At 63.9% G+C, this 16519-nt stretch carries 6 protein-coding genes; all 6 read right to left on the reverse strand.

What is annotated here, in order from left to right; genetic code table 11:
- Positions 1–110 precede the first annotated feature (110 nt).
- From H261_RS26700 to H261_RS05245, 6 genes are read right to left on the reverse strand one after another with little or no spacing between them, the layout of a single operon-like run.
- On the reverse strand, positions 111–302 hold the full coding sequence (locus H261_RS26700; protein WP_081608861.1) for a HepT-like ribonuclease domain-containing protein: 192 nt from the start codon (positions 300–302) through the stop codon (positions 111–113).
- Positions 299–1339: a hypothetical protein gene (locus H261_RS05225; RefSeq protein ID WP_008615144.1), complete on the reverse strand. Its 1041-nt coding sequence runs from the start codon at positions 1337–1339 to the stop codon at positions 299–301. Before H261_RS05225 ends, H261_RS26700 begins: the two co-directional genes overlap by 4 nt.
- Positions 1336–2592, reverse strand: a complete 1257-nt coding sequence (locus tag H261_RS05230) for a hypothetical protein (RefSeq protein WP_152426718.1) — start codon at positions 2590–2592, stop codon at positions 1336–1338. The genes H261_RS05225 and H261_RS05230 overlap by 4 nt, the downstream gene beginning before the upstream one ends.
- The gene (locus H261_RS05235) at positions 2532–7040 is read right to left on the reverse strand and encodes an AAA family ATPase (RefSeq protein WP_040475734.1); all 4509 of its coding nucleotides are present in this window, start codon (positions 7038–7040) and stop codon (positions 2532–2534) included. The genes H261_RS05230 and H261_RS05235 overlap by 61 nt, the downstream gene beginning before the upstream one ends.
- Positions 7037–13084 carry a DEAD/DEAH box helicase gene (locus H261_RS05240; RefSeq protein WP_008615145.1) on the reverse strand — a complete coding sequence of 2016 codons (6048 nt, stop codon included), beginning with the start codon at positions 13082–13084 and terminating at the stop codon, positions 7037–7039. The genes H261_RS05235 and H261_RS05240 overlap by 4 nt, the downstream gene beginning before the upstream one ends.
- On the reverse strand, positions 13081–16239 hold the full coding sequence (locus H261_RS05245) for an STY4851/ECs_5259 family protein (protein WP_040475735.1): 3159 nt from the start codon (positions 16237–16239) through the stop codon (positions 13081–13083). Before H261_RS05245 ends, H261_RS05240 begins: the two co-directional genes overlap by 4 nt.
- Positions 16240–16519 lie beyond the last annotated feature (280 nt).

The raw sequence follows: 16519 nt of genomic DNA on the forward strand, positions 1-16519 counted from the left end.
CGCGCGTGATCACGGGTGTTATCCCGTGATCTAGAATGCTCGTAACTGATTGCTTTTAAAGCCGGTGGCGGAGGGAAGGAGGCTGGGGACGAACCTTCTCTCGTTGGAAATCAATGAGATGACGGGCCGTTGAAAGCCGATTTGAGCGCGCTTTCCAGCGGATCGAAATCGTCTTGGATTACATCCCAGATACGTCGGGTATTGGTACGGAAATACTCGTGAACGATACGGTCGCGGAGTCCGGCGATGGCGCGCCAGGGGATGTCCGGACGCCCGAATGGTTCAGCGAAGAACCATTTTATTCGAACAAGTCACAATCCCTTAATGCGGTTTGGATATCGCCTGGAAAGGCCGGGTTGCGGTGAGCCAGATTGTTCCTTATCCGCGCAAGGCATTTTAAGTAGGCCGCAGCCTGCTGCGTGACTTTCCCCTCCAGTTGCCATGCAAGCGCTCCGAGTTCAATTTCCTCGACGCAATCCACTCCCAGCATGCGGAGATGGTTATCAACGTGAAGCCATTTCCGATACTGATCGACCAATCCCTGGCGCCGCTCTTCCAGCCATGGGAAAATCGCGGCGACATGGGCGCGCCAGATCCGGCGATCGAGTTCCTTGCAGTGCCCCTCTTTCAGAAGCAGGATTGGACATCCCAAAGTCTGACTGCCGAACCGCCGAACCCCGGCGATCGGTGGGCTATCCTGGCGTTCGAGCCAGCCAATGGGGTCGAACAGATCCTGTTTTCCGGCCTGGGCGATGGAGGCAGCGAGATCCAGCCGCCAGGCGCAGAGATCGACGGCAAGCGCGGTGGCGAGCGAGGCCAACAGTTCGGGACGGTCGATAGGGGCATGCATATCCGCCCAGATCGTCACGTCGAGGCGCCGCACGCGGTCGCCCCAGACGAGCAACGGAAGATCAGGCGCAACGGCCCAGCCCTTTGGTATCCCCATAATAATCAGGGCAAGACCGCCCGATAAGGTCGCCCGCCGCTCGATAAAGCGCTTCAAGAAAACACGCCACGCGTCCTGGTCTGAACTGGATAGTCGACTGACATCAATGACTGCCACATGTTCATACAAACTGCTTGTCAGCAACCCGTCGAGATTTGCCGCCGCACCGAATGCTTCTCCAAGAGCTTTGGCGGGTGCTGCGTTGTGAACCGGGCGGACGGTCTCGACGATCCAGTCGCGCGCGCGCAATCTGGCGCGCAATCCCTCGTCGAAGCCATACGGCATCGAGTCGTCATTGGCGAGAACGGCAAGTCCGCAGTCCAGGGCGGCCTCCGCCTCGTCGAGGAAGGCCGCCGCCGACGGCAAGCGCCAGGGATCGGTGAACAAGTTCATCCGGCGACAAGCTTGCCCAGCGGCGTCACCCGCAGCCCGCCGTGCCCGAACGGCATGGCAAGCCCCAAAGAAGCCAACGTTGCCGCGACCTTAGGGCTTGCGATCGCTTCCAAGTCATCCGAATCCTCGATGTCGCCCAATTCCACAAGATCCGAGAGATAGGGAACCAGATCGGCCGGAAGGCCAACATCTTCCGGCTTGAGCCTGTTCCGGCCTGCCCATTCGGAAAGTCGTTGCAAGCGCCGGTCCGGCGTCTCGGTTGTGAGTTGCTGCAACAGATCAATCAGCGCCGACAGCCGGGCGGGCGCGCCCCCGGAGACGGCAAGGATTGCCGCCCGCGTCTGCCGGTCGTCAAGCGACGTCAGTCCTTGATCCCATAGCCAGTGGCGCACCATGGTCTCGGCCCATGGGTCGGCGCGGAAGACCTGGACGCCCTCCATTGCCGGCACGGGAACACGGACAATGTCCGCGCTCGGCGGGAGCACCCAGACCGGAAGCGTCCGACCGGACTTGACGGCGTCCTGCCGGCCGAGCCATTCGGCTACGGCGTCATCCCACGCACCACCGGTGAACACGATGTGACGTCCTTTGCGCGCCCGATCAACAACCGCACGCAACTCGCCGGGCGATCCCAAATGACGATGAACTTCCGGGGCCTCGTCTCCGCTGGTCCAATTTTCCGCCAACGTCGCCAGCCGCTCTCCGATGTCGGCTCCGATCACCGACGTCGCCCCGACCACGATGCGGATGCCTGGTTCCCGCGGGCTGAAAAGGCGATCGACCATCCGGTCGGACAGGGGCGATCGTGCATTCGCATCGGAAGGCCGCACACGCCGGCAGAACGTCGTCGCGTCATAGTCCGCTGCGGGCTCGCGTTCGGAAAGGGCCAGAATGTCCCGCTCGATCTCGGTCCGCTGGCCCAGCAATTGGGCGATATGGGCATTGCGCAATCCGAAGCGGCCTTTGGAAAATTGGCCGAGCACACCGAGATCGACCATTTCCTCCAGCAATTCGCACAAATCGTCCGAGCGCAGGCGTTCCTGCCCGGCCGGCCACCAATGCAGGACGAGTTCGCCGATGTCCTGCACAGTCAGCCCATTGCGCAGGACAGCGGCATACCCGTCGCTGTCGTCAAAGCGATGCAAAGCCATGCATTTGGCGATCAGGTCGTAGCGTGGGTCGAGATTCAGGGTTAACTGGAAGCGTTCGCGAATTTCGTCCGCGATTTTCTGTGCGGCCTGCCCCTCGAACAACGTCTCGCGTCCCAGTTCCCACCGCGGCCCCCCCCCGTCCCGCGTGAATGACCGCTCACCGTCTCGATCACCGACTTGCAGAAGACTTGGACAAGGGATGGATAATGATTGACTCTGGCTAACATATCCCAGGCGAGCGACGAGGGATCGTAGTCAAAACCCGCCGCACGCATGGGGGCGACGGCAAGCCGGCGGACCTCCGCCTGATTTTCCGGCGTCGCGTTCATCGGGCCGATGCAGATCGGATGTCCCAAATGCGGCAGCGGAGAATTGGGCGCCTGCGCCATCCGGCGAACCTTGTGCAGGCCGGCGAAGACAACCTTGAAGCGCCAATGCGTCGCCTCCATCAACGACTTGAGCCGCTGCAAGTTTGGGTAGCCCTTGCCATGTTCACCGCTCAGGAAATTGTCGGCCTCGTCCAGCATCACCAGCAATCGCCGATGGGCTTCGGCGTTAAGCCAGGTCTCGATCGCCACGCAGAGTTCCTTCGAGAGTTCCTTCGAGCCGGCGGCGGGCGCGGCGATTATGCCGTGCTTGTTCAATTCGTGGGCAAGCTCGTTCCACAGGCGCTCGGACGGAGTCGTAGCGTCGCCGATCACCTTGATTTCCAGATAGATGGCGATCTCGCCATGCTTCGGGCGATGCTGCTTTCGACGCACATGGTTCAGCAGGGCCGACTTGCCGAGTTGCCGGCCGCCGTAGATCAGGCATCCGCCACTGGCTCGGGCGACGATCTTTGCCATATCCTCCTGCCGGCCGAAAAACATTTCGGGCGGAATACTGCCGGCATTCGTCGTATAGGGCTGAGTCCAGGCGAAGGGCGTGGCGCAGCTGAAGATCTTTTCCATCAGTGCGCCGCGTGACCTGGCGAGGTAGAGAATCTGTGTCTCATCAATGAGGAGGGCGACCTGCCGATCACGGCGCAGAACGCGCGCCAGTTCCTCCCGCCGCCGCCGGCTCAGGCGGCCAAAGATGAAGAGGAGACAGGCCTTTTCCCGGCCAATGCGACCAAGTTCGGTTGACAACTGGTCCGGCGTCACTTCCTGATTGGCAAGAAGGACGGGGTAGCTGCCGCGCGCCTCGCTGCCGAAGGCCGGAGGCAGGAACCAGCGGCCCGCCTCGGGGATATCGCAAGTCAGTTGCAGGGTGCGCAGCCGGCCTGAAACAAGCTCGCGGTCCGATCCGAGGCTGACGCTGGTGAAGCCGATCAATCCGGACAGATCCGCGATGGCAGCCCGCAGATTTTTCAGGGAATTGTTCTTCAAGCCGAGGCTCGCCTTATACCAAGCCTCCATCAACCGTTCCGCAGCGAGCGCGTCATGCTCATCATGATGGGAGAAATCAAGCGGGCCATGCCGCGATCGATCCGTGATCGCCGCATTGATCCGGCCGCGGTTCAACTCCTCCGCTGTATCGACATCCTCCACGAATTTCGGGAAGAACCGGGTGAAATCGTCCTCACGGTTCTCGTCGAGCAAAAGGGCTGTCCGTCCGGCTTGCAGGTCGGCGATGACGTCGTCGATCGTCACTGGATCGAGGTCTTCCAGTCGGTCGAGAATCTCCGCCGCCGCGCCCGCTGTGGTGGGCTGATTGGCAAGAGCCTCCAGGCGCTCCCGCTGTTCCCGCGCGATCCGCTGACGCAACTCGTCCCGGAACGCCTCGATCCGCTCCAGTCCGCCGTCCAATTCGGGAAAGTCGGGCGGCACATCGGGTCGTCGCGCTCCGTCCAGCGCGGGCAGCATGACTCCGTTCGCTCCGGAATTGCTGTCCAGGGATTGGGCGATCGCGGCTATCCGCTCCAGCTTGTCCCGGACATCGGCCGGTGTGCTGAGATCCAGATTGGCCAGCGTTGCCAGGTCCTGGCGCAAATGCTCGACCCGGTCACGCGCCTTGCCGCGCGCGAAGTCCAGAGCATCACCCAGCGCCTGTTGCATATCGTCTTGTTGCGAGGCCGGCAAGCCTTGCGCCTTAAGGACGTCGAACACCCTGGTCGCCGCGAGGATGGCATGTTCGCCCAGACGCTGGCCGTATGCATCGGAAAGCTGGGGTGAAATGTCGGTGGGCCGTTGAAGCGCCTGCAGCAGGCGCTCCTCCTGCGCCATGCGCTCGGAGACGAAGGCGTCCTCTTCCCCGCAGTACGACTGGCATCCTCCGGGAAGACGGAGGAGCGGTGTTTCGAGAAGCCAACGCGGTTTTGGGGCGGGACCGTCCGGGATGCGCCCCGCCAGCAAAGCGTCCAGATCGATCAGGGTTCGCGCCACAACGCCGCTGACCGCCCCATCCAGCCCCCCTTCGGCCGCCTGTTCGGGATGAAGCAGCGGCACCAGGAGTTTGCGCAAGCTTCCAACACGCGCCGCGAGACTTTCCCGCCTGCGGTTATTGTTCAGTCCGGCGTCGGCGCGTTGCGCGTCGAGCAGATCGCGCAGGTGCTCGCAGGCTTCTTGCAGCCAATCGCAAATCCAGACGAGAGGTGTGCCTTCGATCCGATCACGACGGGGCCGACCGAGAGCCTTCTCGCTATCGGCGACAAACCGCTCCTGCGCGCCGCGGTTGCACATCAACCGATCAATAAGATCTTGAGCATCGCTGTTGGCCTTTTGCCGGCCGGCGAGGACATCTTCTATGATCTTGCCGATTTGGCCCCCCGGCGCCATTTGCAGGTGCAGGATATAGTAGGTGGGCTGGTGGATAGTCTTCGCCGCGCGCGCGCTGGCGAGCCAGATGCGGCAAGCGGCCTGCGCCGTCGGCAACCTGAGTTTGCGCTGGGCGCCGCTAAGATCGGCTAGGTCGTCCATCGAAATGGGCAGGTCGTAGCCAAGCCCGGAAAGCTCCGATGCAAGACGCCCAAAGAGTGTCAGCGGCCCATCGAGCGACAAACTTGAGAGATACCCGCGGCCGATGTTGCTCATATCGAAGAGAGCCGGACGCAGGAGCGCGGCAAAGGCCATCATGCGTGTCAATTCGTCGCGGTCCGCGGCACCTTCCTCCCCGGCTATCTGGACGGTCGACATCATTTCCGCGAGAACTTCGAGCCGGAAGGGGTCCGCCATGTCCTCCGGCCGACGGAAGGATGGGGCAATAGCCAGGGCCTTGAGCACGGGGGCCGGTATGGGGGGGCGCCCCCCTCGCTTCTCCGACAAGCGAGCCAGATGCCACGCCAAGACCAGTTCGTCGCCCTCAAGATAGTGAGCGAGCAGATCGTCTAAGCCGACGGACTGCGGCCCGACGGCACACTGTGCGTCATCATGATCGGAGGCGTCAGGTTCATCAGCTTGCTCGACAGACGCGGCTGGGGCAGACTTTGGTCGCGGATCGTCCTTGGCCGGCTCCGGCCCATCGACAGTGAGGCCGTCCGATTCTTCGTCGGTCGCATCTTTGCCGGCCGCTGGTTCCGGCTCGTCGATGGCGTCTTCCCTCGCGGCCGAATCGGCGTCCGCGCCGAATTCATCTTCCGCCGAGCTCTCCTCTTGGTCCAGTGCGTCGGCCGTTTCATCCGCCGAATCTTCAAGAAGACGCCTAACAGCATCACGAGCACCGTCGTCATCTCGTTCCGCGGCCTCGAGACGGGTTTTCGCGGAGAGCAGGAGGGGCAGCAGGAGATGTTCCGCTTCAAAATCCTCTGAGTCGGCGGCCGTACGCTTTTCCATGCGCAGCCGGTCGAGTTCGGCCGCTGCGTTTTTGCGTGCCGATCGGCTGTTTTCGGCGGTCACAACGGCTAGTTCAAGGGCTTCCAACCATTCGGGGTCCACGTCGGATGCGGCTTCGCATACCAACGGCGCCAAGTCCGGATCGAGAAACCCGATACACTCCGCCAGCATGATCAACCTGGCGCGCTGGCGTTCAAATGCCTCGTTCTGCCGGGACGCGCTTTCGCATACGTCTCGAAGAACCGTCGCCAGTTCCAGCATCCGTTCAGCCGCTTCCACATCCGGAGCGTCGAGGGCCATGGCCGCGTCGGCAATCTCTGCCGCAATCTCCTTCCAGGACGGCTCAACCATCGTTTCATTGTTCTCCACCGCATTGCACGCATCGCGTTTGGGGCCGCTGATCTGTCTCAGGAACGCGAAGACGGCCGCCTCGACGGAGGGGGTAGAAAAATAATCTTGTGGAAAATCAAACACTGTCTCTTCTGATAGGTCTCCTTTGCCGGCCTGCTGCAAATACCGGATTGCGCGAACGCCAAATGCTTTCTTGATGTATTTGCCGCCTAATCTAATCATCTTCTGATCGTATGATCTAATTACATCAAGATCATCACCAGAAATTATCTTAGTTAGAACTTCGTAGAAAACAGTGTCATCCCTCATCTCATCTCGCGAGATCCACGAAGAAAAAATGCTGCTGTTCTCCCGTCGATCTCTGGGGGCCACGGGAAATATGCGCTGGACGACGTCTGGAGTCAGCGGGGCAAACAGCGTGGCATCGGGTGCGTCCATTTGTACGTTCATGACTGGAACTCCACACTGACGGGAGTGGCAACTTCGGTGGACACCCGGATTCCCACTTGCCGGAGAGAACGTGCCTGATCCTCAGGCCGCGCTTGGAAGTCGTGCCGAGGGGCGCCGCCCGCCCGCCAAGCCCCAAAGCCTTGGTCGATCAACAAACGGAGGCATCGCCCATCGCGTAGAGTTATTTCGAGAGCCCGGTAGTGATGCAAGTCCATTTTGCGCGCGGATAGCGTGACCCTGGCGTCAGGAAGCAGCGCTTCAAGAACCTTTCTCCGTAACGCGTCTGCGGGGAAGCCATGGAAGACGGCCCATCCCGCCGGCTCGCCTCGATCAGCGGGAGCCAACGCCACGGTCACGGTGGCCCCCGCCGCTCCCTGTGCATTCGTAATCACCTCGGCCAGCAAGCCGAGGGCCAAGGGGGTGAGGATATAGCGATCCGAGTATTGGATTTTCGCAACGCCCACAGCCTGCATTGCCGCGATTTCCAGCGGAGCCTGTTGTGCCAGACACCTCCAGAACCGGTTGCCGAACTCCACCAGAGCACCGTCGAGTGACGAATCCAACCATATAACCCTGGCGTTTCCAGTTCCAATTTCCATCAGCGTCATGGCCGACAATGGCTTGGCCTCCACAGGCCCGGGCGATGGACCGGTCAGGACCGGTCCGGCCGCGCCGATTCCCCAGTCACCGCCTGGAGCCGCTTCCGAAACTTCCGAGGCAACGATGGCAGCCGAACCCGCCTTGCCGTCAATCAGCGCCAGAAGTGGCAGTCCCCCGATGATAGGGGCACGTTCGATCATGGCAAGGTCGCAGGTTCCGGCGATGCGGTGCAGCGACAAACGCACCGCAAGGTCGAAACCCGCCATCGTCATGGCCGCGCGCGGGATACCCAAGCGCACCGGGACCTTCGCGTCGGCAAGGCGGGGCAGAATCCGAAGGAGGGGCCAACCGTCGAAATCCCAGTCCTCCGGTGCAGCGTACAAGAAAATTTCGAGCGCTTGAAGCTGTCCGGCGCGCCTGCGATCTTCGATCCAATCGACCACCGGACGGCCCATTAAGCGGGTGTCCGGTCCCAGCACGCGAAGACGTTCGGGCAAGGCAAGACGTTCCGACAGCCAGGTTCCGAGAGCAAGCCCGCCGGACCGGTCGAGGCCGAGGTCACGCAGATTGAGGTCCGGGCGTAGCACGCAGGCCGGACACCCCGCCACGCAGCCTTGCGGACAATCCAGCACTGCGGCGGCGCGCTTGAGCGCGGCCGCGAACATTTCCCCATCGGCGAGCCGCCCGACAAGCCCGGCGCCGCCGGCAGCGCGGTCGTGCAGGAAGATGGAGACCCGACGCCCACCAGCCGGGCCGGCCGAAGACCCGGTGGCTAGACCGATTTCGCGCGCTTCGACGCCCAGACGTTCGGCCAACGCCTCGCGCAGACCGGCCGCGAGAGCGAGGGCCGCTTCCGGCTTCGCATGGTCCGGCAACTGCAGTTCGAACACATCCGTCCGGCACGCATGAACAAGATGGACATGCCGCTGCACCCGATGCGGCTTTGTGTAGCCACCGGGGCAGAAGCCATCACGGGTCATCTCGGTGCCCCGTCCGCGTGCAAGTGGGCGGTGGCGGCGAATTGCCTCGGGAAGAGGCGTCTCGGTGCGACCGTCGCCCGTCGGCATCGGCTCGGCTTTCCCGCATTCGAGACAGACTGCATAACCGCCCCCGGCCGCCCCGCTCGCCATGACCACCACCTGTCCCTCGGCATCGGCACGAAGCCTTCCCGCAGTTGGATCGGGGAGCGCAATCCATGGCGCGCCCGCTGCGGACAGGAGGGGAGCATCATAGGGTAGGTGTGCAAGGCACTCGTAACCCGTATGCGGCTGGCGCCGGCCAAGAAAGCCGACCGGTCGCAGGACCTTGCGCGGCCCCCCTAGCGGGGCACCGCAGTGGGGGCAGGAATGGGGGGCAAGACTGTCAAGACCGAACGCCGCGCAGGTTGGGCACATCCAGAACTCGCGGAAGTCCTCAAGCTTGGAGGCGTCAGCATCTGCTCCCCACGCCGGACGAATGCCTTCGGACAGATGGACGAGTCCGTCCACCACCACTTCGGCTCCCGGCGCATATTCACGAATGGCGATATCCAGGGAGCGGGAGGCGCCTCCGCGCCGATCACCAAAGATGATCGCCCCTGCCTCGGCGTCGTCACGACGCCCCTTGAGGTGGTCGAAACTCACCACATCGGTCGGAAAGCCATAGGCGGGTGTAAAGCCTCGACGGGCCAATTCGGACAGCAGGAATTCGCCACGGAGCCGTTTCGCTCGCAGGGCGAAGGCGTCGCGCACGTCCTTGTCGTCTGCCGCCTCCTGCCTGTCAAGCAACGCGCGATGCTCGGTCCTCCATCGCGTCACTAAGCGTTCCAACGCAACCGCCGCCACCGCGCACAGCACCGCTACCGTCTCGCCCTCCAGCGCCGTGCCGGCAAGCAGGCCCTGCAGCAAGGTGATGCGTTGGTCACTTGCCCCCCAACTGCCCCGCAGATCATCGATGAACAAGTCGGCAGGAGCATCGGGCAATACCTCTTGCGCCATCGTGTCGCCGGCGCCCAGGAAGCCCCCCACGCTCGCTTTTACGTCAAGTCCACCGCGTTCGGCCAGCCAGGAGGCGAGAAGGGCCGCGTTCACATGGCGCTCCACCTGCCTGCGGCTGTCGAGCCAGACCTTTGGTGCGGCAATCGGCCGGGCGAGGAACGTCGCGGGGTCGGTAAAGGTCTGCCAATCGATCGGCAGATCGCGGCAGAAGGTCACGCCGAAGGCCCAGGGTTCGCCGCGCCGTCCGGCCCGGCCCACCCGTTGGCGGTAGTTCGAGACCGAGGGTGGCACGTTCGCATTGACCACCAACCGCACCTGAGGGATGTCCACCCCCATCTCCATCGTGGTCGAGCAATTGAGCAGATTGATCCGCCCCTCCCGGAAGCTCTCCTCATAGGTCTTGAGTACGGCGCGGGGAATTTGTGCAGAATGTTCCTGCGCCCTTAAAAACGGCGGATAGACGGCAATACGGTCGTGCGGATTGGTCCACAGGCCGCGTCGGCGCAGTTCTGCCACATCTGGACTGGACTCACACCAGTGGGCAACCTCCTGGCGCCGGTTCGAGTCAAGCCCCCCCGCATTGGCGTGGGGAAGCCGGGGGAAGGCAATTTCCTCCATGGCGCGGGAGACGTCATAAGGACTGTTGCCTGCGATGGCGTAGCCAAAGGGACGCCTGGTGATGGGACAGAGAAAAGCGCGGTCGAGCTGGACGACGGCGGCGCGCGAAAAGTCGAGGCGCCAAACGCCCTTGCCAACGTCGCGTGCCGCCGTCGAGGTGATCAACGACCACAGGGCGGACAGGACTTCACCGGCGCGATCCTGGTCGATCCGGCACTCGCTGTCGCCGCCGATCAGGCCGTAAACCAGGCGATGCAAGCGCGTCGGGAGTGGCCCCGGCTTCGGTCCGGGCCATTGCTTTGCATTCTTGGGGCGATCCTCGGCCAGCGTGCCATGCGGGACCACGCCGTTGAGGTTCCCGAAGCGGGGGGAAATGAGCGGAACCATCCAATCGGGAACATCGACCGCCAGATTGTTCCGGAACACGAAATCCACCGCAGCCAGCGCCAGCCCCATCCAGCCTGAATGATCGACCCCGGCTTCGCCCAGCGGGCGCGGGACAGCCATTGCGGCGGCTCTTTGCTCAAGCGCCGGAAAGGAAAGACGAAGCAGTCCCAAGGTCTCCGGATTATTCTGGATGCGTGGGCGTCGGAACAGTTCCCGATACAGGAATATTTCGGCCAGCAATGCAGGGTTGTCGCCAATTTCAACCCCAACCAATCGCCGCGGTCGCCAGACATCGCCCGCGAAGTTCTTCAATTCGTCCTGCCCGGAGAATCGACGCACAAGTTCTGTCCAAGGCACCGGGCGCGTCGGGCCGCTCCTAAGCCGCGTGAGTTCCGCCTCGACTTCCTCGATCTTATCCTCGAAATCGTCGGCAAATTTCCTGTAGCGCTCAAGATCCCGTTTAAGTTCGGCGATTTTTTGTGGGATTTCACGGGTGTCACCCTGGTCCTGCACGGCGTGCCACAGGAATGCGCGCGTCAGGGTGCGCTCGGCCTCTTGCTGGAGCTTGGCGGCGAGCCTGGCCACCCCCTGCCGGCTGTCCGAGAAGCTGATAGCCCGCCGTCCGCCCGCCGGAAGGCCGGGTTGGTCCAGCGGCGGCGCCAGATCCTCCAGCAGAAGCGGCAAGCCGTTGCCCATGAAGAACGCCGGGCCGAACCACAAAGGCGCAACCCGCGAGTCGCCAGCGCCGCCGCAGCAACCGCGCATGGTCACGTCATGAATCAGCCGGATGCGAACCGACTCGGCGCCCAGAGGCGGGACGTTGTCGAAAATGCGGCCGGTTTCGACGACAACCCACGCTTCGTCCGCTGCCCCGTTGGCGGGTGCCAGCCAGACTTGTCCCACGTCCTCCGGCGCCGCCCCCTCCTCATTGGGTTCGGCATCCACGGCGAAATCATCGCTCTCTTCCCTTACCAGCGCCTCAAGCCGTGGCTGGGGGCCGCCACGCACGGTGGCGACGAGATGAGGCGTGCCGCATTCGGTACAGGAGACCACCTCAAACACGGGGGCACCGCAGGCGCAACGGCTGCGCGGCAACAGGGAGATGCCGCCATAGCCCCAGCCCGAGTCCTCGGCCGATAGTTCCGGATCACGGGCCGCGCAGTCCGGATTGATGCAAGCCCACAGGCCGCCCTGAGCGCGGTGGAACAGATGCGCCCGCCATGGCAGCAGGCGATGGCCGTCCCGTTCGGCCATGGCGCCAGCGTCGAGCACCGATTGCGCCGCATTACGTAATGCCGGATCGCCAAAGATAATCCGTGCGACATCGCCCAGCCCGATGGCACCCGCGCTCATTTCGCGCCGCAACGTTTGCACGCGGGGGTGCGGGGCGAGCCGGTCCCACAGGGCATCCGCGCCGAGGCCGGCGAGAGCCGTGGCGTTGATGGGGGTATCCGCGCCCGGCTGCGGCATGTCCGGCTCGACCGCCCGTCCCTCGATCACCCGCGCCGCGTCTTCCGGCTGCCCGGCAAGGGCAGCAAGGAAAGCCCGCAGCTTGCCTTGCGCATCCACCTCGCCGCCGATCGTCGCCGACGTCGCCATCAGCGTTACCTGTTGGGACGTGACCCCAAAGGCGGCCCGCACGCGACGCAACAGCAGCGCCATCTCGGCCGCTTGCGAGCCGACGTAGGAATGCGCCTCGTCGAGCACGATCCACCGAAGCGCACCCGCCGATGCTTCAAGGATCGCACGGTCTTGTGCGCGCAACAGCAGGTATTCCAACATGGCGACATTGGTTACCAGGATTTCGGGGGGACATACGCGGATCGACCGGCGGTCACCCACTTCCGCTGGCGACAGGGCACGACCGTTCTGCCGGCGGGTCTCGGGCGTTTCTCCGTTGTAAAGGGCGAACCGCACCCTGCCACCTAGCCCCTCGGCCCAGGCGGAAAGCCGCTCCCGCTGGCTTTCAATCAAGGCATTCAAGGGATAGAGCAGGATCGCCTGCACGCCGCCGCCGCGCCGAGGGTGACGCAGAAGGTCATCCAGCACGGGGATCAGGAAGCATTCCGTCTTGCCCGAACCGGTGCCCGACGTCACGAGCACCGATTGGTCGTGTTCAAGGCTCGCCCGCCAGGCTTCGATCTGGTGGGCATACGGCTTTAGCGTCCGTGGCATGGCATGCTCGCCCGCGCAGTCAAGCGCGGTGACGAGATCGGGATGTAGAAGCGTCCCTGAAAGGTCGCCAAGAGATTGATCGGCGGTCGCCCAAACCCGCGCCGTCTCGAAGACGGGATCGGCCAGCATCGATTCCGCCGTGCCCGGCTGCGCGGCCAGACGCCGCAGCAGGACCGCATTAAGCGCCGTGTTCGCCACGCGGGCGTGCGCGACCACGGCGGCGGCCGAACGACACACCAGCTTGTCGATGGTCTCAACAAGTTCGGAAGAGCCGTGTCGATCCGTCACCGTAATTCCCCCTCCAACACAAGTTCTATCGCAACTGGCAGCGCCTCGTCGAACCAGACGGGATCGGCGAGGCGCAGGGTCAGAATACGCAGAGATTCCGCCAGATCGGGGTGTGCGCGCAAGCGCAACGCGGCCTCCGCCACCACAACCGGACCGTCGAGCAGGGGCCGCACATAGGGGTTAAGGTTCTCACCGATCCTCACCCGCCGCGAGACCACATGGCTGGTGCCGTCGGGCAGGCGGGAAAACCGTCTTGCGGTCTCCTGGGCAAGCGAATCGATCCGCTCGCGCGGCTTGGCGGCACGCAATGGGATCGGCGCACCATCGGCCGGCGGCAGGGCGAAGGGCTGCATTCCCGCGGCCAAGAACGCATGGGCCAGATGGCCTCGAAGCTCCGGTCGCAACGCAAGAATCTGCCCAGCCCGCCGCGCAACCGTCTGTTGTGAAAGCGCTTCCCCCTCCAAGGGGTCAAAGGCGGCCTCATGAAACCGCGAGCGCTGACGGTTGAGATCGACCGACAGGCCCGTCACCCAGTCGGAACAAGTGAGCAGCGGCCACCAGATCGGCGCTGCGTCTTCAAGGGCGAGCGCTTCAGCCAATTCCTCGGACTTGACGCGAAACAGGATAACCACTGCGGCTGCGGGAACCTGCCCGAGCGCCTGGACCTGATCGAGCGCGCCGGCATCACCGCCTTCACGCGCGGCCCTGATCAGCGCCCACTGGCTCCGCCATTCGGGGGCGCAGGGCATGCCCAGCAGTCTTTTCCATTTGTCGGTATAGCCACCAATGCGTTCCTGGCGCGTCGATCTGCGCATGGGGACGGCGGACCAGGGAAATGGGCGCATCACCCCCCCCTGGTCCGACCGCCCTTGAACGAACCAGAGCACGGGGGCCCCGCCCAGCCAGTCGCGCAGGTCGATTTCGCCCTCGGCATGGCGCTGATGGACCACCAGAGGCTCGGACAGAGTGATGGCGTGCAGGTGGGTCCGCCCTGGCCCGAGGCGGCAGCGATCGCCCTCAATTGCGGCGATCCAGTCATAGCGGCCAATCTCAAGTCGCCGTCCCGGATCGCCTCCGGCGATCACGTTCAGATTGACTCGGGCGTCCGGTCCCGCCAGGGCAAGGATCGAGCGAAGCAGTGGTTCGTAGGCGGCGAGCCGCACCTCTCCCTGTACCTGCACTGCGACTGCCGCACCCCCATTGGCGATTCGCATCTGGAGAGCCCCTCCGCTCGAAGGAAGAAAGCCTCGCCAGCCGGCGAGACTCCCCAGGGCGATAGGCCGGTCCCGCTCGAGGCGCTTTCCTTGCGGGTCCACAAGCATGCCGGACCGCGACGGCCAGGGCGCGGCAAGCGATAGGGCGGCGCCCGTGCACGCATCGGACAGCCGCAGATACAGCAAACCGGGCGCCTGTCCCGGCACCGCCAAGTCCAGGGCGACTCGCCCTGTCGAATCCGTAACCGCGCGTGCAGCGCCCCCCTGGGCGGTGAGGGCGACGTGCGAGCCGGGCTCCAGCCCGCCCCCTTCAAGCCGCACTTCGCCGGATCGCGTCTCGAGCAGGTCGAAGGCGAGCGTGTCCGGCAAGGCGACGAGGCGCATCCGGGCGACAACGTCGCCGTCATGCAGCCATTCGGCAAGCCGACCGTGCAGAAGGTGTGGAAGAGGCCGGATCAGAACCTCCTTGCCGAGCCGGCGCAAGACGCCGTCCCCCAGGCTTCCCCAGAACTCCGGTGTTCCGCGGATCACGGTGACACCATTGATCGCCGTCCAGCCGACCAGTCCTTGTCCGAGGGCGAGCAAATGCGCCGCGGCTTCCTCGGTGTCTTCGCCGGTGGCGATCCGCAGTCGCAAACCGCCAATCTCAACCTCGCCCCGACCGCAAAGCGGCCATAGCCATCCCCCGGGCGCGGGCTCGGGCCGCCCGATGGTGACGCCTTGGGGAATGTCCGGCGGGGAGTCCGACGGGCTGAGGAGCCAAACCACGTCCGCCCGCGTCCGCCCGCGGCCAGACAGCGGCACCAGGTGAGCGGCGAACTCGGTGTTCGGGTCAGGGCTACGCCACAGACTGGGAGCCTCTTCCACTGCGGGCATCCCGGCGTCGACGACGGCTTCTCCGACTAATCTCCCGTCCGCATGGGCGGAGAGCACCAGCGGTTGTTCCGGTTCGAGCGGCAACGGAACATTTCCGTGTGCGCCCAGCCGAAGAACCCGCCACCCCCCCACATCCGGAATTCCGAGCAGACTGGTCGTGGCGGCGCCGGTTGACAGTCGTGGGATAAGACGCAGCCTCAGGTCCGGGGAGACCCCATCCAGAAGTCGTTCTGGCAGAAGTCCTCCATCCGCCAGAACGGCAACGCCCGCCCACCCATTCCCGTCGGCGCGCCTGTGCAATTCTCGCCAGGCGAGTAGGCCGCCGGCAGGGGAAACTGCGCCGCGCTCGGCCGCAAGTGCGGGGCGAACGAGCGCAACAAGCGCGGCGGGGGAAAGGCGGAACGGCAACGCGCTTTTCCAGCCCGGGTCGTGGACATCGAGCCATCGCTCCGCGGCTTCAGCGGGAAGATCCTCCGGCAATCTCCGACGGATTCCGACCAGCGCCAGGGCCAGATCGGATAAAAGACGCGCCGTTTCCTCGGTGCGAAAAACCTGGGGCAGTGAGGCGACATGGCGGCACCCGGCCACGTAGGCCACTTGCGGGCCTAGCTCTCTCTCGGCCTCGATGTCGCGCGTTATGGCGACGATGGCCCCCTGATAGCGCCCCGCTTCGGCAACGAGGGCATCGGGCAGCCCACCTTCCGCCATGAGGCTGTAGAGGTACAGGTGGTGTCGCGCCTCGGAAAGCCGCACCTTTCGGCGCCACCACGGGATGCCAAGGTCAACCAACTTCACGGCGACCGCCTGGTTTTCCGTCAGCCGAAGCCCCTCGAACACGAATGCCCAGGTGAGTTGACCGCCCGGATGAAGGCTGCGGATATGTTCCGCCGCCCAGAGCACGAAACCCGACGCAGTGGAGCGGTGCACCTGACCCGACGCAATACGCAGGCGCAGGTCGCGCGATAATCTTACTCTTTCATCCTCTGTGCAGCCGTAGATATGCAGCGGACGACCATCCGGCGCTTCCAGTCCAGATCGTCCGAGGATCTCCTGAACGACTTGCATTCAATTCCTTGCCTGGGAATGACTGTACGTGACACACACTCTTTCGAAGATCCTTACCCAACGTATGATTACTTCGGATGGCGAAATTTGTCCAGATAGCTCCAGCTGGATGGATACATTGAATCGGTTACATTCAGCCGGAAGTTATGGCCCGCTCGGTATGGAGCCGGTGCAGGCGAAGTCGTCGTTGACGGTCGCCGGTCAATCCGTGACCTCCGGTCAGCCTATCGATGGATGGCCGAGCAAATGATAGAGCCGCCGCCATGTCTCGGCGCATTTC

This window comes from Paramagnetospirillum caucaseum (genome assembly GCF_000342045.1).
GTDB classification, from domain to species: Bacteria; Pseudomonadota; Alphaproteobacteria; order Rhodospirillales; family Magnetospirillaceae; genus Phaeospirillum; species Phaeospirillum caucaseum.